The following is a 22,277-nucleotide window of genomic DNA, read 5'->3' on the forward strand; positions in this document are numbered from 1 at the left end:
ACGGCATGAAGACATGGATCGATGGGCGGGTCGTCGACGTGGCAGAGGCGACCGTGAACGTGACCGACCACGGGCTGCTCTACGGCGACGGCGTGTTCGAGGGCATGCGCGTCGCGGCGGGCCGGGTCTTCCGGATCGACCGCCACCTCGCGCGGCTCGCTGTCGGCGCGAAGGCGCTCGGCATCGCGCTGCCGCGCTCGCCCGACGAGCTCCGCGCGATCGTCGAGGAGACGGCGCGCGCGCACGGCGAGCGCGAGGCCTACGTCCGCCTCGTGGTGACGCGCGGCGTCGGCCCGCTCGGCGTCGACCCCACGACCTGCGAGCGGCCCGGGCTGTTCTGCATCGTCGGGTCGATCCGCCTCTTCAGCGAGGAGCAGCGGCGGCGCGGCCTCGACCTCATCACGTCGAGCCACCGGCGGCCGGACGCGGACGCGCTCGACATGCGGGTCAAGAGCCTGAACTACCTGGGCTCCGCGCTCGCGAAGCTCGAGGCCAGGCAGCGCGGCGCCGACGACGCGCTCCTGCTGAACACGCGCGGCCACGTCGCCGAGGCGTCGGTGGCCAACGTGTTCGCGCTCCGCGGCGACGTGCTCGCGACGCCGCCGGCCACCGACGGGTGCCTCGAGGGCATCAACCGCGCGGCCGTGATGGACGTCGCGCGCAGCATCGGGCTCACCGTCGTCGAGCGCTCGCTCGGGCGGCTCGACTTCTTCGCCGCCGACGAGGCGTTCCTGACCGGCACCGGCGCCGGCGTGATCGCGATGCGGAGCCTCGACGGGCGCACGATCGGCGGCGGGGAGCGCGGCCCCGTCACCGCCCGCCTGACGGCGCTGCACCGGCGGCTCGCCGAGAGCGAGGGCGTCGAGATCGTCGCGCCGGCCGGCGCTCAGGCGTAGCGGCGGCGCCGCGGGGCAGCTCAGGAGTCGCGGGCGATCTCGGCGAAGATCCCGCGCAGCCACATGTGCGCCGGGTCCTTCGCCTGCCGCTCGTGCCACACCTGATCCAGCGAGAACCCGCCGAGCTCCACGGGCGGCTTCATGACGCGCAGCGCTTCCATGTCGGCGAACACGCGCGCGATGCGCGCCGGCACGGTGAGCACGAGATCGGTCTGCGCGACGATGTGGGCCGCCACGAGGAAGTGCGGGATCTGCAGCGCCACGCGGCGCGAGAGCCCCTGCTGGGCCAGGACCTCGTCCACCCGGCCGCCGCCGTCGCCGCGGGGGCTGATGAGCGCGTGCGGCAGGCTCGCGTACATCTTGAGCGTGAGCTTGCTGCGCACGACGGGGTGGTCCCTCCGCACGACGCACATGTAATGCTCCTCGATGAGCCTCTGCCGGTAAAACCCCGCGGGCACGGTCGGGAGCAGGCCGATCGCCAGATCGACCTTGCCGGTCTCCATGGAGCTCCACATGTCGTTGTCGTAGGGGCGCGCGATCAGGTCGACGAAGGGCGCGTCGGTGAAGAGCTTGTGCACGAGGCGCGGCAGCAGGATGAGCTCCACGTAGTCCACGGTGGCGACGGAGAACGAGCGGCGCGCCGTCGCGGGATCGAAGCGCGGGCTGCGCGCGACGGTCGCCTCGATCTTGGCGAGGGCCTCGCGGATGGGGCCGGCGAGCTCCTGCGCGCGCGGGGTCGGGATCATCCCCTTCGGCGTGCGCACCAGGACGGGGTCGTCGATCAGGGTGCGGAGGCGCCCGAGCGCGTGGCTCATCGCCGACTGGCTCAGCCCGACGCGGGCCGCCGCGCGCGTGACGCTCCCCTCCGCCAGCAGGGCGTCGAACACGACGAGCAGGTTCAGGTCAATCGAGGCAAGATGCACGGGATGCATGTGGCCCATGCTACTAATGAGTTGGAGGCGCGCCATCGGACGCCCTACAGGTTCCTGACTGAACCGGCAGGATGGACCGCCTGGGGAGGCGAGGGAATGCCGCCGGTCGCCGCGCCCATGTCTCGCTTCGATCGTCAGAGCACGCCCGCGGAGCCTCGCTTCCGGCTCCTCCTGGCGGCCGCGCCGCCGCGATTCGCGCCGGGGTGCTGTGCGTGCAGGCGGTGCATGTCGTCACGTGGTCGTCTTTGTAAAGAACCCTGCAGAAGTCAGAATTGTGCTGTGAGCCCGGTGAAGATTGATGGTCCTGGTCTGGTCCGCTAAGTAGTCCGGCTCCTGAGATCGCCCTGAAATCGAGCCCCCGCGCGGCCCGCTTCAGGGCGAGGCAGCCAGAGAGCTCCAGCTCATACGAGCTCGCACAGGCTCCCACGGGCGCGGATCATGGGCCTTCGACGCGCCTCGAAGGCCGCCTGGATGTCGGATGGCCTGAACTCGCCATCTCGCCGCCAGGGGGCCGCTGCAGCGGTCGGTTCGAGCTGGTTCGCCCCCCGACGGGCCGGCTTCCTCCGCGTTTCGCGGGCGATCCCCGCGGAGCGCGCGCCGCGTCCACGAGCGGCGCGCTTTGGCAACTGTACGGAACAACGGTCACAGGAAATGAGAGCGCCATGCCAAGTCGCACATTGAGTTCGTTGATCCTCGCTCCGCTCACCGCTGTCGCCCTCCTCGCCTCCTGCGCGCCGGCGCCGGAGGGCGAGCACCACAACGCCGCGTCGAGCGCGCTCACCGTCCGGGATCGGCTCAAGGCGTGCGAACAGGATCCCCGGGTGGTCGCCGGGCTCGTCACGAGGGAAATTTGCGCAGGCGCGGATATCTTCTTTCGAGAGACGTTCGAGGGCAACGGCCGGACCTGCGGATCATGCCATCCTGTCGAAAACAACTTCACGATTGACATCCCGTTCATCGACGCTCTCATCGACAGCAACCCTCTCGACCCGCTCTTCATCTTCGAGCAGGACCCGGAGCTGACCGATCTCGAGGCGTTCGAGCTGAAGACGAACGCCCTGGTCCGCGAGAACGTCGACGGCTTCGAGGATCTCGATCGCAAGTACGTGATGCGCGGGGTCCAGCACACGCTGTCGCTGGCGACGACCATCGCGCCGGACCCGGTGAACGGGACGGCGGACGTGCCGCGGCAGCGCACGGGCTGGTCGGGCGACGGCGCCCCGGGCGACGGCTCGCTGCGCGAGTTCCTCACCGGCGGGATCACGCAGCACCTCCCGAAGGATCTCGGGCGCGAGCCCGGGGTCGCGTTCCGGCTCCCGACCGAGCAGGAGCTCGACCTCGTGCTGGCCTACCAGATGAGCCTCGGCCGCACGAACGAGCTCGACCTGACGAAGGTCGACCTGGCCGACCCCGAGGCGAACGAGGGGCGGCTCGCGTTCCTCGACCCGAACCGCGGCCGCTGCAACGTGTGCCACAGCAACGCCGGCGCGAACCACATGGACACGGGGCGAAACCGCAACCTGGACACCGGGACCCGGACGGCCCCGGGGACCAACGACCGCTTCGGGGTGTTCGACGGCGGGTTCGGCGGCAAGGGCAAGGCCGAGCCCGACTTCGATGTCCTCGACCTCAAGTTCCTGAACGGGTACGGCGACGGCACGTTCAACGTCCCGCCCATCATCGAGGCCGTGGACACGCCGCCGTTCTTCCACTCGAACGCGTTCGGGCCCGACATCGAGGGCGCTGTCCATTACTACACCCTGAGCTTCTTCAAGAACTCGCCGGCCGGCAAGGAGCTGGAGGCGCGGTTCGGCAGCCCCATCGCGTTCCCCGACTCCGACATCATCAAGATGGGGCGCTTCCTCCGCGTCCTGAACGCCGCGTTCAACCTCGACCTCGCGCGGCAGCGCCTGGACGCCGCCCAGGTGCTCGCCCTCCGGTTCCACGACACGCGGCCCGACGTCCAGCGGCGCCTGATGGAGCTGGCCGAGGTCGAGATCGACGACGCGCTGAAGGTCATGTCCATTCCCACCGCGCCGCTGCACCCGGTCGCGCTCGATCGCCTCCACCTGGCGAAGGCCGAGATCGCGGCGGGCGTCGAGGCGACGCGCTGGCCGCTGCGCCTGGCCCGCCTCTCGGCGGCGATCGCGCGCGTCCAGAACGCGCGCGATCAGTTCGGCAAGAACATCACCTACCGGCTCGGCAGGGGGAACCTGATGTACTAGCGGGGAGCGCTGTCGCGCGGGGCGCGCTGGCGGAGCGAGCGTGTCGCGGCCGCTGGCCAACGCCGCGCGAACCGGTAGGTTACGGCCCCCCGGCGTGGCCGGCCTGGCAGGTCCTCCGCTTCGATGTTGTCCGGTTCACGTCTCGGCCTCGGCTCCCCCTCGGCCCCCGCGACAGCGCGCCCCCGCGCCGGGCGCTCGCTCCTCGTGCGGCTCCTCGATCTGGCGTGGGCGTACCGCGGGCGCGTCGCCCGCGTCCTCGGCTACCAGATCGTCCTGCTCTCGCTGGGGCTCGCGGGGCTCGGCCTGACAGGGCTCGCCATCGACATCCTCCGCCACCGGCTCGATCCATCGGTCCGCGCGCCCGCGCTGCCGCTCGGCCTCGGCCGGCTGATCGACGTCGAGCGGGAGCCGATGCTCGCGGTCGGCGCGATCGGCGGCGCCATCCTCGCCATGGCGGCCGCGCGCGCGGTGCTCAATTACGGGTACGCGCTCGCCGTGGGCCACCTCGTCCACATGGAGATCGTCCCGGATCTCCGGGCGAGGGTGTACGACAAGCTCCAGCGGCTGAGCTTCCGGTTCTTCGACGCGAACAGGAGCGGTTCGCTGATCAACCGCGTCACCAGCGACGTGCAGCTCGTGCGCTCGTTCGTCGACGGCGTGCTGCTGCAGAGCGTCATCATGGTCCTGTCGCTCGGCGTGTACGTCGCGTACATGCTGCGCGCGCACGTCCTGCTGACGATCGCGTGCCTCGCGCCGACGCCGCTGATCTGGATCGCGAGCACGCTCTTCGCCCGGTGGGTGCGGCCCGCCTACCTGCGCAACCGGGAGCTCGTGGACCGGATGGTGCTGAGCTTCACCGAGGGGCTGCAGGGGATCCAGGTCATCAAGGGGCTCGGGCGGGAGCGCGAGGCCCACCGCCGCTTCGACGAGCGCAACCGCGAGGTGCGCGAGCAGCAGCAGGACACGTTCCGGAAGGTCAGCGTGCTCAGCCCGACCATCGAGCTGCTCGGGCAGATCAACCAGGTCGTCCTGCTCGGCATGGGCGGGCTGCTCGTGGCGCGCGACAGGATGACGCTCGGGCAGCTCGTCGTGTTCGCCGGCATCCTGCAGCAGTTCTCCGGGCAGGTCGCGAGCATGGCCACGATCGTCAACACGGCGCAGCAGAGCTTCATCGGCGCGCGGCGCGTGTTCGAGGTGCTCGACACCCCGGTGGAGATCGCGAGCCCCGAGGCGCCCGCGCGGCCCGCCGAGGTGGCGGGGCGCCTCGTGTTCGAGCGCGTCACGTTCGGCTACGACGCGGCGAGGCCCGTCCTGCACGACATCCAGCTCGACGTCGCGCCCGGGCAGCTCGTCGCCGTTGTCGGCCCCACCGGCGCGGGCAAGAGCACCCTGCTCAGCCTGATCCCGCGCTTCTACGATCCGACAGCCGGGCGCGTCCTGCTCGACGGCGTCGACCTCCGGCGCCACGACCTGGACCACCTCCGCCGGCGGATGGGGGTCGTCTTCCAGGACAACTTCCTCTTCAGCAACACGGTGGCGGCGAACATCGCGTTCGGCGCGCCGCACGCGACGCGGGAGCAGATCGAGCGCGCCGCGGTGATCGCCTGCGCGCACGAGTTCATCCGGGAGCTGCCCGAGGGCTACGACACCGAGCTCGGCGAGTCGGCGGCCAACCTCTCGGGCGGGCAGCGGCAGCGGCTCGCCATCGCCCGCGCCGTGCTGCTCGACCCGCCGCTGCTCCTGCTCGACGACCCGACCGCCGCGGTGGACGCGAGCACCGAGCGCGAGATCCTCGACGCCATCCTCAGCGCCACCCGGGGGCGGACGACGATCATGGCCACGCACCGGGCCCACCTGCTCCGCCGCGCGCACCAGGTGATCGTGCTCGACAGGGGCCGCATCGCCGAGCGGGGGACCCACGAGGAGCTGCTCGGCCGGCGCGGCCACTACGCGAGCGCGCTCGCGCTGCACGACGCCCACGTCGCCGCCGCGCGCGCCGAGGCCGCCCCCGCGAGCCGGCCGGGCGGCCGCCCGGCGCGGCCGACCCCGGCGGAGGACCCGGCGTGAGCCGCGCGCGCGAGACGCGCGGGACGTACGATGCGCCGCGCCGCGCCGCGGACGCGCGCCCCGCCGCCGGGGCGCCGGCCATCGACGTGCGGCTCGGGCTCGCGCGCGCCGCGCTCGACGACGAGCGGGAGCACGACCACCGGCGGCTCGACCTCGGGCTCGTGCGGCGGCTGCTCGGCTTCACCCGCCCGTACGCGAGGAAGCGCAACCTGCTCTTTCTGCTTGTCGTCGTGCGGTCGATCCAGCTCCCGCTCCTGACGTGGGCGGTCGGCGCGATCATCAGCGGCCCTGTCGCCCGCCGCGACGCCCGCGCGACGCTGCTCTCCGTCCTCGGCTTCGCGCTGTTCGCCCTGGTCACCGCGATCGTCTTCCACTTCCGCGCGCGCTTCGCCCTCGAGCTCGGGGAAGCGGTTGTGTTCGACCTGCGCGACCGGCTGGAGCGGCACCTGCTGCGCATGCCGATGAGCTTCTTCGTGAAGACGAAGGTGGGGCGCCTCATCGGCCGCATGACGTCCGATATCGACGCGATCCGGGTGGCCGTGCAGGACGTGGTGTTCGTGAGCACCGTGCAGCTCGGCACGATGGCTGTCGCCATGGGGCTGATGGCGTACTTCCACTTCACCCTCTTCCTCGTGGTCCTGGCGATGGTCCCCGTGTTCTGGGGGCTGATCGTCTATTTCCACAAGCGCCTCGGCGCCGCGCACCAGCGCGCGCAGGAGAGCTTCAGCCGCGTCACGGCCACGCTCGCCGAGTCGGTCACCGGGGTCCGCGTGACGCAGGGGTTCGTGCGGCAGGACATCAACGGGGGGCTCTTCCGCGCGCTGATCTTCGACCATTCCCGCTACAACATGGATGCGGCGCGCCACTCGGCGGTCTTCCTGCCGCTCCTCGAGTTCAACGGGCAGCTCTTCCTGGCGGTCCTCGTCGTGATCGGCGGCCATCAGGCGCTGGGCGGCGCGATCGAGCTGAGCGTGCTCGTGCAGTTCTTCTTCCTGACGAACCTCCTGTTCAACCCGATCCCCGTGCTCGGCAACCAGTACAACCAGGCGCTCACGGCCATGGCGGGCGCGGAGCGGCTGTTTCGCGTGCTCGACGCGGAGCCCGACTGGCCCGACGAGCGTGGCTATCCGGCGCTGCCCCCGGCGCGCGGGCGGGTGGTCTTCGAGGGGGTGCGCTTCGCGTACGAGCCGGGCAAGCCGGTGCTCCACGGGGTGGACCTCGTCGCCGAGCCGGGCCAGATGATCGCGCTCGTCGGGCACACGGGCAGCGGCAAGACGTCGATCCTGAACCTGCTCGCGAAGCTCTACCGGCCGACGGCGGGGGTCATCACGATCGACGGGCACGATCTCGCGGGGACGTCGTCCGCGTCGCTGCGCGCGCAGCTCGGGCTGGTGCTGCAGAGCAACTTCCTGTTCAGCGGGACGGTGCTCGACAACGTGCGCCTGGGGAACCTGGCGGCGACGGACGCGGAGATCCGCGAGGCGGCGCGGAGCCTGGATGTGCTCGACATGCTCGAGGCGCTCCCGGACGGCCTGCGCACCGAGGTCGGCGAGCGAGGGACGGGGCTGTCGCTGGGGCAGCGGCAGATCGTGTGTTTCCTGCGCGCCGTGGTCGCCCGGCCGCGGATCGTGCTGCTCGACGAGGCGACGAGCTCGGTGGACGCGCTCACCGAGGCCCGGCTGCAGGCGGCGCTCGGGCGGCTCCTGGAGGGGCGCACGAGCTTCGTCGTGGCCCACCGGCTGAGCACGATCCGGCACGCGGATCGGGTCGTCGTGCTCGACCACGGGCGGGTCGTCGAGCAGGGAACGCACGCGGAGCTGCTCGCGCGCGGGGGGGCGTTCGCGGCGCTCCATCGGGAGCTCGCGGGGGACGGGGAGAGCTCCGCGGGGACCTGAGGGAGCGGCCCCCGGCGGGGGCGCGGTCGATCGCGAGAGGGGGGAGCGTGCGCCGCGGCCGGTGGAGGGGCGGCGCGACGGGGGATCAGGGGGTCAGACGACCTCGAGGCGGACCGGGACGTTGTTGCGCGTGGCGTTGGAGTACGGGCAAACCTGGTGCGCCTTCTCGACGAGCTGCTCGGCTTGCGCGCGCTCCAGGCCCGGAAGCGCGATCCGGAGGCCGACGTCGATGCCGAAACCACCCTCGGAGCGGGGGCCGATGCCGACCGTCGCGGTCACGGTGCTGTCGGCGGGGATCCGCGCCTTCTCCTGCCCGGCCACGAACTTCAGGGCACCCAGGAAGCAGGCCGCATAACCCGCGGCGAAGAGCTGCTCGGGGTTGTTCCCGTCGCCGCCGGCGCCGCCGAGCTCCTTCGGCGTCGAGAGCTTCACGTCAAAGGTACCGTCCGCGGTGGTGGCGCGGCCGTCCCGGCCCCCATTGGCAGTGGCTTGGGTCGTGTACTTCACGTCGACAGACATCGGAGAGCTCCTTTCGTGGCAGAGAGCCAGGCTGGGCAGGGCCCGGCCTGGCAGCCGTTCGGATACGCACCCATACTGCCCAAGTCCATCGTCCGCAATCGGGGAGGAGACGCCGCAGGCGTGACGCTCGCCCTCGATAACGTGACGTCGATGTGACGCGGCCGGATCGCGAGGCCGACGGCGAGCGGCCCCGTGCCCCGGGACGCGCTCTCTCACGCGCCCGACCAGGTGTACTCGAGCGCGGAGACGTCCGGCGCCCCGACAGGTATCTCCGCGGTGAACCCGAGCGTGACGAGCTCGAGCCGGTTTCCGAACGGATCGTTGAAATAGAGCGACGCGTGGCCCGGCGGCCCGAGCCGCGTGGGGCCGTACGTCGGCACGCCGGCGTCGTTCAGGCGCTTCTTCCAGGCGAGGAGCTTGCCCGGCGCGACCCCGAGCGCGCAGTGCGGGTGCGGCGCCGCGCGCGGCGGCTGACCGATCGACGACTCGAAGAGGTCGAGTCGCGGCCCGCCGGCGAACACGATCGACAGGTGAACGCCGCGCGCGATCTCATCCGCTGGGCGCCCCAGCCGCGCGAGGAACTGGGCGTCGACTCGCATCATCACGCGCGCGCCGAGCAGCCCGACGTAGAACCGCTCGGCCACCCGCAGATCCGAGCACGGCACCGTGAGGTGATCGACAGCGCGCAGCTTGCCGCCCCACGGGGGGCTCAGGCGGTAAACGAGGTGCGACCAGGCGAAGAACAGGCGCATCCCCGCGCCGATGGCCCTCCGCTGGACACGCGCGGACAACGGAACGGCGGTGAGCTCCGGAGACATCATGCGTTTCCTCCCTGAATGAGATTCAATCAATCAGTTGATTGAACGTACGCGACCGCGGGCGGGCGGTCAAGGCGGGCGGCGCGGGCGCTTGCTGGAAGGGGAGAAAATCAGTAGCGTTCCGCGGGCTTGGCGAAGACGAGAGGCGTCGCGGCGGCCGGCATGACCTCGGCCACGGAGCTCGGTGCAGCGCGGCGGCGCGACCTGCTCGAGGCGGCGTATTCGCTCATCGCCGAAAAGGGGCTCGAGGGGCTGAGGACGCGCGATATCGCGGCGCGCGCCGGCGTCAACATCTCGATGCTGCACTATTATTTCGGGACGAAGGACGCGCTCCTCGCCGCCATCGTCGCGCACGTGACGGGCAAATTCGTCGAGGCGCAGCGCCGGCCGGAAGGCGCGGGCGCCGCAGGCCCGACGGACGCGCGCGCGACCCTGAGAGCGCACCTCGAGAGCGCATGGCGCACCTTCCAGGACCACCCGCACCTCGCGGCCGTCCTGCAGGAGCTCTCCGCGCGCGCGCAGCGCGATCCGACGGCGCAGACAGCGCTGCGCGAGGTCCACGAGGCGTGGAACCTCGCGGTGGAGCAGATCGTGCGGCACGGCGTCCGCGGCGGACAGCTCCGCTCCGATCTGGACCCGCGCGCCGCCGCCCGCGTTGTCACGTCCTTCGTCATCGGCGCGATGACCCAGCTCGGGATCCACGCCGGAGGGTTCGACTTCCACCACGTCGCCGGCGAGCTCGATCGATGGCTCGCCGCCGCGCCGTCCGCCGCGCCAGGCGCGCGGCCGCGCCGCCGCGCGTGAGGTGACCGCGCCTCGAGTCGGTCAGCTCGTCCGGAAGGCGCGGTACAGCTCGTCGCGCCACGCGATCAGGTCGCTGTAGCGGTCGCGCAGCTCGGGGTCGGCGAAGCACCGCCGGCCGGCGGGGCTGAGCTTCAGCTCGGCCGGCGGCATCACGCTCACGAGCGCCTGGCTCACCGTGATGTCGGCGAACGTGAAGCGGTCCAGGAGCGTCTTCGGCGCTGTCGCGGGCAGCGTCTTTCGCACGAGCGTCGCGCGGATCTCGTCCAGCGCGTCGACGAGCGCGCGCCGGTGCGCCGCGCCGTCGGCCGTGTGGCCCTCGTACTTGCGGAGGGTGCGGCGGACGCCCAGCGCGCCGAGCCGCGAGGCGAGGGGACCGAGCGTGCGGCGGAGCGGCCTGGGCGTCATGTCGGCGAGCGCCTCGTCGTCGGCCAGCATGCGCGACAGCGAGAGGGCCCGCCCGGCGTCGAGCGCGCGCTCCGAGAGATCGATGAACCGCGCGATCTCGGCCTCGTGCTCGGCCGGGAACAGCGTCGGACCGTCGCCGCGCCCGTCGGCCCAGCGCGCGATGTCCGCCGAGTCGGCGATCACGCGCCCGTCGTCGGTCGTCAGCACAGGCACGCTGACCCGGCCCGTGAGCCGGCGGAGCTTCGCGCGGAGCGCCGGCTCGCCGATCAGCGGCTGGTAGTGCCGGAACGTGTACGGGACGCGCCGGACGTCGAGCGCCCAGCGCGCCTTCTCGGTCCACGGCGAGAAAATCAGGCCCAGCAGCTCGGTCATGGCGCCGGCAGCCTACCACACGCATCCGCGCGCTTTCGATCCGTCGTCCTCGGGGAGAGGGGCCCGCGCGAGCCGGTGAAGGATCTCGGGGCAGGCGGCATTCAAGCCAGCACAGGCGAACGATCGCGCAGCCGGCCACGACGGCTCGTGGCGTGAACCGTGGATCGACGTGCCGCGGAGCAGCGCCGTCGCCGACGACCGCTGCCTCGAGGTCGCCGCCTCCGGCGCCAGCGTCCGGTCCGGCAGCAACGCCCAGATCGGCACCTGCAGCGGCGGCAACGAACAGAGATGGACCTGGACCGCCAGCGGCGAGCTCAGGAGCTTCACGAAAAGCACCCTTTTCCTCGACGTGAGCAGCAGCAAGACGGACCCGCGGACGAACGTCCAGGTCTGGAGCTGCAACGGCACCCGCGCGCAGCGCTGGATGAAGCCCGGCATCAGCTTCTGAGGCGGGGGCCTACCAGCCGAGGCCGATACGCAGCGGCAGGAACACCGCCATTCCGGTCACGATGGTGCCCAGGATATCGCGGCGCGAGAAGTAGTAGACGCTGGCCGCGACGCTCGCGGGCAGCCGCGCGTCCTGGAAGGTCGCGATCAGGTGCCCCTGCGTCATCAGCACCTCGGGCACGATCACCGCGGCCAGCGCCGCCAGCGGGGCGTAGCGCAGCCCGCGCCTGAGCCAGGCGGGCATCGGCAGGTCCTCGTCGGGGAACAGGAAGAAGCTGCGGGTGAACAGCGTGATCAGCGCCAGCCCGACGATGATGACGACGGTCTCCAAGGCGCTCATCGCCGGGCCCCCTCGGCGCGCTGGCGGGCGCGTCGCTGCGCCCCCTCGGCGGCCTCGATCCCGAGGCCGACCGCGACGGCGGCGGCGATCGCGACAAGGATGTTGAGCTTCAGCGGGAGCGCGTAGGCCGCCACCGCGGCCGAGGCGGCGGTGCCGCCCGAGAGCCAGGTGGCCCTGTCCTGCAGCAGCGAGCACGCGATGCCCAGCAGCGCGAGCACGCCGGCGAAGCCGAGCCCCCACTCGACCGGGACCACGTTGGCCAGCGCGATGCCGCCGAGCGACGAGCCGTGCCACGAGGACCAGTTCGTCGCGACGCCGCCCCAGTAGTAGGGCTCGTGCGCGGGCGACGGCGTGGGGTCGGGGAAGCGCTTCATGAAGATCACGTAGTTCAGGTCGCCGCTGAAGTAGCCGATCAGGCACCGGCGCCAGCGCGGCAGGCGCGCGAAATAGGGCCGCCACATCGCGCTGAAGATCACGAAGCGCAGGTTCACGCACGTGGCGGTGGCCCAGATGACCCACATCGGCGCGCCCGACGCGATCAGCGGCATCGTCGCGAGCTGCGCGCTGCCGGCGAAGACAAGGAGCGACATCAGCGCAGCGAGCGGCGGCGCGAGCCCGCTCTTGACCATCGAGACGCCGGTCACGAGGCCCCAGGCGGCGACGCCGAACGACACCTGCAGCATGTCGCGCGCGCCGCGGCGGAACTCGGGGTGGAGCGCGGTGGCGCGGACGGAGGCGGAGAGGGACATACGGGCGCTCGAAGGGCGTAGGAAGTGTCCAGCCGCGATCCGAAAGTCAAGGCGCCCACCCCCGGAGCCCCGATCCTGCCCTGAACCTCGGAACGCCTTGCACACAGACCGACCGGTCGGTATGGTTTGCTCATGGCGACGCGGATCTATCCCAGCGCGCGAGATCGCATCCTCGACGCGGCCGAGCGGCTCGTCGTCTCACGCGGGGTGAACTCGCTGACCATCGAGGCGGTGATCACCGAGGCGCAGATCAGCAAAGGGGGCTTCTTTCACCACTTCGCGACGAAGGACGCGCTCCTGACAGCGATCATCGACCGGCTGAGCAAGCGGATGGCCGACGACGCCGCGGAGCGCGCCGCGCAGGACCCGGAGCCACGCGGCGCCCGGCTGCGGGCGCAGATAGCGCTCGCCTTCGACGCCGAGAGGCGCGATACGGCCGCGCCGCGCGCCTTGCTCCTGGCGCTCATCGAGGCGGCCGGCGGCCAGCCCGAGATCGCGCGCCACATCAGCGCGCTGAACGCCGAGGCCTTCGCGCACGACGTGGCCGAGGATGTTCCCGAGGGCCGTGCCATCGCGATCCAGCTCGCCCTCGACGGTTTCTGGCTCTCCCAGGCGCTCGGCACGGCGGCGCTCACGGAGCGGCAGTTGCAGGCGCTGCGCGACGCGCTCCTCGCGCTCGCGCAGCCGGAGGCGGAGGCGGGGCGCGGGCCCGCGCGGCCACGCGCCCTCAGGAAAGGTGGTCGAACATGAAGTCCATTCCCGACATCTCCAGCGCTCAGCACAAGGCGAACCCCCATCCGCTGTACGCGCGGCTGCGCGCCGAGGCGCCGGTCGTGCGCATCGTGTACAGCGACCGGAAGCCCGCGTGGCTCCTGACGCGCTACGCCGACGTGGCCCCCGCGCTCAAGGATCCGCGCCTCGGCAAGGACCCGTTTCGCGTCCTGAGCGCGAAGGAGCGGGCCGAACAGACGCCGTGGATGCCGTCGTTCCTCCGCCCGCTCACGAACAGCATGCTCGACAAGGACCCTCCGGATCACACCCGGCTTCGCGCCCTTGTGCACCAGGTCTTCACGCCCCGGCGGGTGGAGGACCTGCGCGGGCGCATCGCGACGATCACCGAGGGCCTCGTGGCGCGGGCCCGGGCGCGCGGCGCGGTCGACCTCCTGGAGGAGGTCGCGCTGCCGTTGCCGATCACGGTGATCTGCGAGCTGCTCGGGATCCCGGAGGCCGACTGGCCGCGCTTCCGCGCCTGGACGAACCGCCTTGTCGGGCTCCGCACGCCGCTCGACATGGTCCGCGCGATCCCGTCGCTTTACATGATGATGCGCTACCTGCGCGGGCTCGTCGAGAAGCGCCGCGGCGCGGGCGGGGACGACCTCGTCGCGGCGCTCGTCCGGGCCGAGGAGGAGGGCAGTCGGCTCAACGAGGAGGAGCTGCTCGCGATGATCCTGCTCCTCGTCGCGGCGGGGCACGAGACGACGGTGAACCTGATCGCCAGCGGGACGCTGGCCCTGCTCGACGATCCGGGGTCGCTCGACCGCATGCGGCGCGAGCCCGAGCTGGTCAAGCCGGCGGTCGAGGAGCTCCTGCGCTTCACGACCCCGGTCGACCTCGCGACCGAGCGGTACACGACAGAGGACGTCGCGTTCGGCGAGCACGTGATCCCGCGGGGACAGCGGGTGTTCCCGGTGCTCGGCTCTGCCAACCACGACGCGCAGATCTTCGAGAGCCCCGAGCGGCTGACGCTCGATCGGGAGCCGAACCGGCACCTCGCCTTCGGCAGCGGGGTGCACTATTGCCTCGGCGCGCCGCTCGCGCGGCTCGAGGCGCAGATCGCGTTCTCCGCGATCGTCCAGGACCTTCCCGGCCTGCGGCTCGCCGTGCCGCGAGCGTCCCTGACGTGGAGGTCGTCGTCGATCCTGCGCGGGCTCACGAGGCTGCCGGTGACGTTCGCCGCGGCGCCGATCTACTCCGTGCCCCGCGCGGCCCGGCCGACTGCGGCAGGGCTCCACCCGTAGAGACTGAACAGGACAGTAGAACACCGAGAGACGCCAGGCACAGAACAGCGCGCCGTCGCTTCGCCATGTCGCGAAGCGCCTCGGTGTGGCAGAAACGTCGTCCTCTCCTCGCTCCTCTCCTCAGCGCGCTGCTCGGCGGGCGCGGCGCCCACGAGGCATGCGCTGTGCACTCCCTGCGATCCTCGAGGCCGGGGAGCGCAGGATACGCGGTGCGCCCGCCCCGGCGCGGATCCGTCCAGCGGCCGCCCCAGCCGGGTGGCCACGAGAGGAGCGCATGCGAATCCATCATCTCAACTGCATCTCGACCTGCCCGATCGGCGGCGCGCTGATGGATGGGCAGACGCTCGGGCTCCGGGGAAGGCTGACGTGCCACTGCCTGCTCCTCGAGACGGACAGCGGCCTCGTCCTCGTGGACACAGGGCTCGGCTTGCTGGACGTCTCGATGGCCAGAAAGCGGTTGAGCCGGTTCTTCCTCTTCCTCGTGCGGCCGGAGTTCCGGGCCGAGATGACGGCGTATCGCCAGATCCAGCGGCTCGGCTTCCGACCCGAGGACGTCCGCCACATCGTGCTCACCCACCTCGATTTCGACCACGCCGGCGGGCTCGACGACTTCCCCTCGGCCGAGGTCCACCTGCTCGCGGACGAGCGCGACGCCGCGTTCGCGCGGCGGACGCTCCTCGACCGCATGCGTTACCGGCCCGCCCAGTGGTCGACGCAGGCGAACTGGATCGCCTATCCCTCGGACGGCGGTGAGCGCTGGTTCGGCTTCGAGGGCGCGCGGGCGGTGGGCGGCCTGAAGGAAGAGGTGCTGTTCGTCCCGCTCGTGGGTCACACCCTCGGCCACGCCGGCGTGGCCGTCCGGAGCGACGGCGGCTGGCTGCTCCTCGCCGGCGACGCCTACTTCTATTATCGCGAGATGGAGCCGGTGCGCCCGCGCTGCACGCCGGGCCTGCGGTTCTATCAGTTCATGATGGAGAAGGACCGCGCCGCGCGGCTCGACAACCAGCGCCGGCTGCGCGCGCTGCGCCAGGAGAGCGGGCACGAGGTGACCCTCGTGTGCTCCCACGATGTCGTGGAGTTCGAGCGCATCACCGGCCGGAGCCACGCCGTGCCCGCGGGCGACAGGGAGAACGTACCCGAGCCGTCCTACCCCGTCCCACGAGGCGTCCAGAGCCCATCCCGCGCATGACGCTCCGCCCGTCGGGGGCCGGGCAGCCCTCGATCTCGCGCTGTCCGCGTCACCCCCCCACGAGCGGCAGCGTGAAATGGAATGCCGCGCGGCCGTCGCCCGGGCTCTCGGCCCAGATCTGGCCGCCGTGCGCCTCGATGAGGCCCTTCGCGATGTACAGGCCGAGGCCGAGGCCGATGACGCGCGCCTCCCCCGCCTTGCCCCGGAAGAACCGCTCGAACAGGAACGGCAGCTCGTCGGGCGGGATCCCGCGGCCGCTGTTCCAGATCGACGTGACCACCGCGTCGCCGCGCCGCTCCAGCCTCACCTGGATCGGCGTCTCCGGATCTCCGTATTTCGCCGCGTTCGAGAGGAGGTTGCTGAGGACCTGCTCCACGCGCCCCGCGTCCGCGGCCACGACAGGGATCTCGCCCCGGAGCTCGACGTCGACCGGGTGCCCCTCGGTCTCGCTCGCCGTCCGCTCCACGACGGCCTGCACGAGCGCCGGCAGGTCGACGGGGCCGCGCTCGATCGCGAGCCGCCGCGACTCGATGCGGGAGATGTCCGTGAGATCGGAGACCATCCGCCCGAGCCGCCTGGCGCTCGCCAGGATGTGGCCTGCCCTGGCCTTCGCCGCGTCGGCGAACTGGGGCCTCCGCTCGATCTGCGCCGCATAACCGATGATCGTGGTCACCGGCTGCTTCAGATCGTGCGCGACGACCGACGTCCACTCGTCCTTGAGCCGCTCGAGCTCCTTCAGCCGCGTGATGTCCTCGAACGCGAGGACGGCGCCGAGCAGCCTCCCGTTGGCGTCGACGATCGGCCCGGCGCTCATGAGCACCGCCAGGGCGCTGCCGTGGGCGCGCCGCAGCGAGAGCTCCCTCGCGGTCGTGACCTCGCCCCGCAGCGCGCGCATCGCCGGGCACTCCTCGGGGGAGAGCGGCTGCCCGTCCGAGAGGCACAGGTACGACGCGCCGCCCAGCTCGTCCGGCGAGGTCGCCCGGGCGAGCTCCTGGGCGCGGTGGTTCCAGGTGATCTGCTGGCCGGTCGGGTCGAGCAGGACGATGCCGACCGGCGTGCGCTCGATGACCGTGTTGAGCCACGTCCGCTCGGCCGCGAGCTGCTCGAGGAGCCGCTCGCGCTCCTCGTCGGCGAGCTTCTCCGCGGTGACGTCGCGCGAGATCCCGATCGCGGCGAGCGGCTTTCCGCTGTCGTCGCGCTCGATCGTGACGTGGGTCGCGACCCACCGGACCCGGCCGCTCCGGTCGATGATCCGGAACGTGATCCGCCCGCCGGCGGCCGCCATGCGCTCGACGAACTCGTGATAACGCCCGGTGTCCTCGGGGTGGACCAGCGAGAGGAAGAGCCGGGGGTTCTCGTACCAGGCCTCGGGCGGATAGCCGGTGTGGTCGACGACGGCGGGGTTGATGTACTCGTAGCCTCCGTCGGGGCCGAGCCGCATGCGGAAGATGACGTCGCTCGCGTGCTCCGCGATGAGCCGAAGGCGCGCCTCGCTGAGCCGAAGGGCGTCCTCCGCGCTCCGCTGTTCGGTCACGTCGAGGGCCGTGCCGATCATCCGGATCGGGGCTCCGTCCTCGGCGCGCTGCACGTCGGCCACTGTGTGGATGACGCGCTCCTCGCCGTCCGGGCGGAGGATCCGGTAATCGACCCGGTACGGCGCGGCCCCGTGCAGCGCGAGATCGACGGCGCGCATCAGCCCGGCGCGGTCGTCCGGGTGGACGCGCTCGAGGAACGTCTCGTACGTGATCGGGCCGGCGTCGCTGGGTAACCCCAGCATGGGATAGCTCTCTTCCGACCAGACCAGCTCGTTCCTCACGATGCGCCAGTCCCAGTTGGCCAGCCTGACGATCTTCTGCGCGCGGGCGAAGCCCTCGCCCATGAGCCGGAGCGCCTCCTCGGTCCGTCGGGCCTCCGCGATCGTCGCGTCGAGCTGCTCGCGCGAGCGCTCGAGCGCCGTCCTCTCCCGCTCGAGCTCCCCGACCCGCGCGCCCAGCGCGCGCGACGCGGCGGCGGCGAGCGCCATGCCGAAGAGGACCGACAGGGCGCCGGCGATCTCGAGCGCCTCGGCCTGCGGCAGGGCCGGCTGCGCCGCGGCGCAGAGCAGCACCGCGCGCACGTCGCCCGCGAAGGCGAGCGGGATCGCGAGCGCGTGCGAGGAGCCGCGCTGCGCGCGGAGGTGAGCCACGTCGAGGAGCGCCGCGTCGCCCTCGCCCCCGGGCGCGACCTGCACGGCCCCCCGGCGCGCGGCCGCCCCGGCGAGGCTCTCGGCGTCGAGCGGCAGGCGCTGGAGCGCGCTCATCGCGGCCGCCGGGTCGCCCTCGGAGGCGACCAGCGCGAGCGCGCGCGGCTCCTGCAAGACGTCGAAGAGATATGCGATCTCGACGCGGAGGGCGCGCGCCGCCGCCGCCGCGATCACCCCCCGCAGCGCGCCCGCGTCCTCGCCGGCGCGCGAGAGGGCCAGCGACGCGTCGGCCACGGCGCGGCCCAGCGCGTCACCCGGCGCCGCATCGCGCCGTCCGCGCACGGACGGTAAGCCCCGCCCGGCCCTTCGCCGTCTGTCGTCACTGTTCACTCGGCCCCTCGCGCTGCTCGACCCGATCCGGGTGAGCGCGAGGCGAGCGTAACACGGCCCTTCGCGCCGCACGTCGGTTCGCTCGGCCGCCCGCGTCGGGCGCCGGGTCGCCGGCCGCGCCCGCGCGCGAGGGGGCCTTCGCGGGAGAGCGAGGTCCTCGACGCTCGATGTTCCGTCGCAGCGCGCCAGGACGATCGCGGCGCCTCGGCGCGCCGCGCAGGCGCGCTCCCCGGGCGCGGGCTGAAGCGCGACCGAGGCGCCGCGATCGTCCTGGCGCCGGCCCGTCGAGATCCACGGCGAATTCGTGCTCCCCCACCCTTGAAGGGTCCTCCCGGCCCTTCGGTGCTACACGACTGCACGGTATTCGTGCAGAAGGAAAAATACGGCTGTTACAGTGAGAGCGTGAATCATCTTCGACGGCTCGCGCTGCGGCAGAGCGGCAGGAGCGGCGCTATCCGTCGCTGAACCCGGAGTCCGCGGCGCGCAGGGAGAGCCGTCGGGCTCGGGTGTGTGGTAAGCGAGATAACATGATTGCGGCGTTCGCGATGGTTGCGGCGGGCCCGGCTTCCGGTTGTGCTCGCGTTGCTCCAGGACATCGCGCAGAGCCGCGGCCGGGGCGACGTGAATACGGCGGCCTGTCGCCGCATCCAAGCTGCCATCACTGGAGGACTCATGCGTGATTTTCGTACGTTGATCAGCATTGCGCTCGCATCTCTGGTGTCGCTCTCGGCCGCGGCCGCCCAGGCCGAGGTGACGATCGAAGATGTCCAGGCGTCGGACGGCGTCAGCGCGCCCCGGGGCGATCTGATCGTCGCGGGCGACACGCTGCTCGTGCGCGTCCACGCGACCTCGAACGAAGGCGTCTACCGGGTCGACGCGGAGCTCGAGGGGGTGACGGTCCGATTGTCGCCGGTGGGCGACGACCGCTACGAGGGGAGCTTCGACATCAGCGAGCTCGCCTATGGTCCTCACGCGCTCACGATCCGCGCGTATGACCTGTTCGGCGACGGATCGACGGTGGAGAGGGTGATGGAGCGGTCCGGCGATCCGGTGACGCCGCTCCTCTGGCTGTCGACCCCGCGGCCGTACAGCGTCGTCTCCGGGGACGTGCCGCTCGACGCGAGGTGCTTCGCGACGCCGCCCCTCGAGTGCCAGCGCCTCTGCGTCGAGGTCCGTGGCCGGACGCACACGGCGAGCGCCTGCAGCCGCCGCACGGAGAGCTCGCCGCCGGGGACATTGATGCTGCTGACACGCCCGTTCCCGGCGTTCGAGTCGGGGGAGGAGCTCACCGTCACGCTCACGGGCGATACAGGCGGCGGCTCCGATTTCACGACGACCTTCGGGCCCATCTACATCGAGCGGAGCCCCAGGCTCACCGCGGTTCAGCGTGCCCCGGGCGCCATCCTCGATATCGACGCCACGCGGATCCTGTTCCTCGATCGTTATAATCGGGTCGGCATCGTCGACCGCGCCACGGGGGAGGAGCGCTTGATCGTGCTCATCCCGCCCGATCCGGCCGGGAGCAGCCCGAGCTACGGCGCGCTCACGCCCTCGGGCTTCGTGGTCCAGTCGGCGACGACCCGCATCTTCACGTGGGTCGACGGCGTGGTGACCAGGATAGCGCGGGGGCGGCTCGACGCGGTGAACGGCGATCTGCTCGTGTGGACCGCGCAGGACGAGGACAGGGCGTACCTGCACACGCTGTCGACGGGGCTCAACCAGAGCATCTGGAACAGGCCGGGCGGCGCGACGCCGTTCCAGGCCGACATCACGGCCTCCGGCGACGTGTACTACGGCACGTACGAGGAGCCGTGGATTCGCCGGCTGCTCGTGAGCCGGATCGGGAATCACCCCGGCAACCTCCAGCGGCCGATCACCGACGGGACGAACATCGCCGGGCGGTGGTGGGACGGGAGCACGAGCTCCAGCTACCTGTACACGGCCAGCGGCGAGGAGGTGTTCCTCGGCGACTCGATCTCGGGCAACTCCGCCGGGCTGCTCCTGCACGCGGGGCACGCCGCGTTCCTGAGGAGCGACGGAGAGGTCAACCAGGTGTGGCTGCGGACCTCGGACGGCGAGCAGCACCAGATCAGCAGCTTCGAGACGTCGAGCCTGTTCGACCAGCAGAAGCTCCGGATCGGCCACGACGGCATCAGCGACAGCGGCGAGGTGGTGTTCCTCAACGGCGGCAAGCGCTACATCGGCGTCCCGGGCGAGGCGCCCGCGGAGATCGGCAGCGATCTCGGGCACGCGCGCTGGCTCGACGACGGCTGGCACGTGACGATCGGAGACACGCTGTTCCGGGCGGCGCGCGAGTGGGCCGAGGTCATCGATCTGCCCGGCGAGGCGGTGCTCGCCGGCCCGACGGGCGCGGGCGAGGTTCAGGAGGTCGTGATCGCGCCGATCGCCGGCGAGGCGCTCGAGAGCGCGGCGCGGCCGAATCGCCTCGAGCCGGACGCGCTGCCGGACCTGTCGGGCGTCGACGAGGCGACCGACCTCGCCGGCGACGGCGCGTCGGCCGCGGCCGGGTGCAGCGCCGGCGGCTCGGCGGGCCCGGGCGGCGGCGTCGCCGCGTTCGCGGCGATCGCCGGCCTCGCGCTCGCGCGGCGGCGCCGGCGAGCCTAGGTCCGCCCGCCGGAGGCCGGCCCGGGGCCAGCGCGCCGCTGCCCCGGGAGGCCGCGCCGGTTGACGCCAAGGGGCATCTCTCCATGCTTCCCGGGAACGCGGGTTGCCCGCGTACGGAGGGACCATGGCCAGGACAGCGTCGAATGAGCCCAGGAAGATCCGCTACGCCGTCGTCGGGGCGGGCAACATCGCGCAGGTCGCCGTGCTTCCGGCGTTCAAGAACGCCGCCGAGAACTCCGAGCTCGTCGCGATCGTCTCGGGCGACGCCGAGAAGCGCGCGGCGCTCGGCGAGCGCTACGGCGTCGCGGAGCTCGGCGGGTACGACGAGCTCGAGGACGTCCTGAAGCGCGCGCGGGTCGACGCGGCGTACATCGCCCTGCCGAACACGATGCACCGCGAGTACACCGAGCGCGCCGCGGCCGCGGGCGTCCACGTGCTCTGCGAGAAGCCCATGGCCATGACCGAGGAGGACTGCGAGGCGATGATCCGCGCCACGAAGGACCGCGGCGTGAAGCTGATGATCGCCTACCGCCTGCACTTCGAGGAGGGGAACCTCAAGGCCGTCGAGATCGCCCGCTCCGGCGAGCTCGGCGAGGTGCGCGCCTTCTCCTCCCTGTTCACGCACGTGGTGCGCGCCGGCGACATCCGCACCCGGAGCGAGCAGGGCGGCGGCGCGCTCTTCGACCTGGGCGTCTACTGCGTCAACGCCGCGCGCTACCTCTTCCGCGAGGAGCCGAGCGAGGCGCTCGCCGTCAGCCTGCGGCTCGACGCGCGGCGCGCCGACGACGTCGACGAGACCACCTCGGCCATCCTGCGCTTCCCGAGCGGCGCCGTCGCCCAGTTCACCGTGAGCCAGGGGCTCGCGAGCGTGTCGTCGTTCCGCATCGCGGGCACCGAGGGCGAGCTCCGCGTGGAGCCGGCCTTCGATTACTCGTCCGATATCAAGCACTACATGACGGTCGGGGGGAAGACCGAGGAGAAGACCTTCAAGGGCCGCGACCAGTTCGCCCCGGAGCTCGTCTATTTCTCGCGGTGCATCCTCGAGGACAGGGAGCCGGAGCCCTCGGGGCTCGAAGGGCTCGCGGACGTGCGGGTGATGCGCGCGATCCAGAGCTCGGCCGCGAGCGGGAGGGCCGAGGCGATTCCCCCCTTCCAGCGGGACCAGCGGCCCGGGATGAGCCAGAGCATCAAGAAGCCTCCGGTGGACCCGCCGGCGCCGGTGAAGGCCCCGTCGCCCTCGGAGCAGTGATCGGGACCAGCGCTCGAGCGGCGCGTCCCGCCGCAAGGTGTCTGCCATACGAGCGCGCGGGATCGGCCCGGCGTGCGCTGGTCGCGTCGCGCGAGAGGCTCACGCGAGGCGTGCAAAGTCCGCACGGCCGTGCCACGGTAGGCGCGTTCCACGAA

18 protein-coding genes are annotated in these 22,277 nt (G+C 72.0%); 11 read left to right on the plus strand and 7 right to left on the minus strand.

Features of this window, described 5'->3' with window-relative positions; translation table 11 throughout:
• Positions 1 to 5: 5 nt before the first annotated feature.
• The gene (gene ilvE / locus WMF42_RS01010; RefSeq protein ID WP_434045043.1) at positions 6 to 896 is read left to right on the plus strand and encodes a branched-chain-amino-acid transaminase; all 891 of its coding nucleotides are present in this window, start codon (positions 6 to 8) and stop codon (positions 894 to 896) included.
• Positions 897 to 916: 20 nt separating this feature from the next.
• Here ilvE and WMF42_RS01015 read toward each other — a convergent pair whose 3' ends face one another.
• Positions 917 to 1,828, minus strand: coding sequence for a LysR family transcriptional regulator (locus tag WMF42_RS01015; RefSeq protein WP_437689804.1), 912 nt, complete (start codon positions 1,826 to 1,828; stop codon positions 917 to 919).
• Positions 1,829 to 2,505: 677 nt separating this feature from the next.
• Here WMF42_RS01015 and WMF42_RS01020 point away from each other — a divergent pair.
• The 3 genes from WMF42_RS01020 to WMF42_RS01030 all read left to right on the plus strand — a co-directional run bounded on the left by WMF42_RS01020 (position 2,506) and on the right by WMF42_RS01030 (position 8,015).
• Positions 2,506 to 4,053 (plus strand): hypothetical protein, encoded by a 1,548-nt coding sequence (locus tag WMF42_RS01020; RefSeq protein ID WP_437689805.1) that lies wholly within the window; start codon positions 2,506 to 2,508, stop codon positions 4,051 to 4,053.
• 123 nt (positions 4,054 to 4,176) lie between these two features.
• The gene (locus WMF42_RS01025) at positions 4,177 to 6,120 is read left to right on the plus strand and encodes an ABC transporter ATP-binding protein (RefSeq protein ID WP_437689806.1); all 1,944 of its coding nucleotides are present in this window, start codon (positions 4,177 to 4,179) and stop codon (positions 6,118 to 6,120) included.
• A complete protein-coding gene (locus tag WMF42_RS01030; protein WP_437689807.1) occupies positions 6,117 to 8,015 on the plus strand; it encodes an ABC transporter ATP-binding protein in 1,899 nt (632 codons plus the stop codon). Before WMF42_RS01025 ends, WMF42_RS01030 begins: the two co-directional genes overlap by 4 nt.
• Before the next feature lie 93 nt (positions 8,016 to 8,108).
• On the opposite strand, the gene WMF42_RS01035 is transcribed toward WMF42_RS01030, so the two are convergent.
• Positions 8,109 to 8,534: an organic hydroperoxide resistance protein gene (locus WMF42_RS01035; protein WP_061609861.1), complete on the minus strand. Its 426-nt coding sequence runs from the start codon at positions 8,532 to 8,534 to the stop codon at positions 8,109 to 8,111.
• A 212-nt stretch (positions 8,535 to 8,746) separates the two neighbouring features.
• Complete coding sequence (locus WMF42_RS01040; RefSeq protein ID WP_437689808.1) at positions 8,747 to 9,355, minus strand: VOC family protein; 609 nt, start codon at positions 9,353 to 9,355, stop codon at positions 8,747 to 8,749.
• Between the two features lie 126 nt (positions 9,356 to 9,481).
• Between WMF42_RS01040 and WMF42_RS01045 the strand changes: the two genes are divergently transcribed.
• Entirely contained in the window at positions 9,482 to 10,156 is a 675-nt protein-coding gene (locus WMF42_RS01045; protein WP_437689809.1) for a TetR/AcrR family transcriptional regulator, read from the plus strand.
• 21 nt (positions 10,157 to 10,177) lie between these two features.
• On the opposite strand, the gene WMF42_RS01050 is transcribed toward WMF42_RS01045, so the two are convergent.
• On the minus strand, positions 10,178 to 10,933 hold the full coding sequence (locus WMF42_RS01050; RefSeq protein ID WP_437689810.1) for a glutathione S-transferase: 756 nt from the start codon (positions 10,931 to 10,933) through the stop codon (positions 10,178 to 10,180).
• 169 nt (positions 10,934 to 11,102) lie between these two features.
• Between WMF42_RS01050 and WMF42_RS01055 the strand changes: the two genes are divergently transcribed.
• On the plus strand, positions 11,103 to 11,381 hold the full coding sequence (locus WMF42_RS01055; protein ID WP_437689811.1) for an RICIN domain-containing protein: 279 nt from the start codon (positions 11,103 to 11,105) through the stop codon (positions 11,379 to 11,381).
• A 9-nt stretch (positions 11,382 to 11,390) separates the two neighbouring features.
• On the opposite strand, the gene WMF42_RS01060 is transcribed toward WMF42_RS01055, so the two are convergent.
• Positions 11,391 to 11,720: an AzlD domain-containing protein gene (locus WMF42_RS01060; RefSeq protein WP_437689812.1), complete on the minus strand. Its 330-nt coding sequence runs from the start codon at positions 11,718 to 11,720 to the stop codon at positions 11,391 to 11,393.
• Positions 11,717 to 12,469, minus strand: coding sequence for an AzlC family ABC transporter permease (locus WMF42_RS01065; RefSeq protein WP_437689813.1), 753 nt, complete (start codon positions 12,467 to 12,469; stop codon positions 11,717 to 11,719). Before WMF42_RS01065 ends, WMF42_RS01060 begins: the two co-directional genes overlap by 4 nt.
• 132 nt (positions 12,470 to 12,601) lie before the next feature.
• Between WMF42_RS01065 and WMF42_RS01070 the strand changes: the two genes are divergently transcribed.
• The 3 genes from WMF42_RS01070 (at position 12,602) to WMF42_RS01080 (ending at position 15,676) form a co-directional block, all read left to right on the plus strand.
• Positions 12,602 to 13,219, plus strand: coding sequence for a TetR/AcrR family transcriptional regulator (locus WMF42_RS01070; protein WP_061609856.1), 618 nt, complete (start codon positions 12,602 to 12,604; stop codon positions 13,217 to 13,219).
• Positions 13,216 to 14,487: a cytochrome P450 family protein gene (locus tag WMF42_RS01075; protein ID WP_061609855.1), complete on the plus strand. Its 1,272-nt coding sequence runs from the start codon at positions 13,216 to 13,218 to the stop codon at positions 14,485 to 14,487. Before WMF42_RS01070 ends, WMF42_RS01075 begins: the two co-directional genes overlap by 4 nt.
• A gap of 274 nt (positions 14,488 to 14,761) precedes the next feature.
• The gene (locus tag WMF42_RS01080) at positions 14,762 to 15,676 is read left to right on the plus strand and encodes an MBL fold metallo-hydrolase (RefSeq protein WP_437689814.1); all 915 of its coding nucleotides are present in this window, start codon (positions 14,762 to 14,764) and stop codon (positions 15,674 to 15,676) included.
• A 49-nt stretch (positions 15,677 to 15,725) separates the two neighbouring features.
• Here WMF42_RS01080 and WMF42_RS01085 read toward each other — a convergent pair whose 3' ends face one another.
• A complete protein-coding gene (locus WMF42_RS01085; RefSeq protein ID WP_437689815.1) occupies positions 15,726 to 18,152 on the minus strand; it encodes a PAS domain-containing protein in 2,427 nt (808 codons plus the stop codon).
• Positions 18,153 to 18,920: 768 nt separating this feature from the next.
• On the opposite strand from WMF42_RS01085, the gene WMF42_RS01090 reads away from it, so the two are divergent.
• Positions 18,921 to 20,873, plus strand: coding sequence for a hypothetical protein (locus WMF42_RS01090; RefSeq protein WP_437689816.1), 1,953 nt, complete (start codon positions 18,921 to 18,923; stop codon positions 20,871 to 20,873).
• A gap of 124 nt (positions 20,874 to 20,997) precedes the next feature.
• Complete coding sequence (locus WMF42_RS01095; RefSeq protein ID WP_437689817.1) at positions 20,998 to 22,122, plus strand: Gfo/Idh/MocA family protein; 1,125 nt, start codon at positions 20,998 to 21,000, stop codon at positions 22,120 to 22,122.
• The last annotated feature ends 155 nt before the right edge of the window (positions 22,123 to 22,277 follow it).

The sequence above is a fragment of the Sorangium sp. So ce176 genome, from assembly GCF_051519835.1.
Lineage (GTDB): Bacteria > Myxococcota_A > Polyangia > Polyangiales > Polyangiaceae > Sorangium > Sorangium cellulosum_G.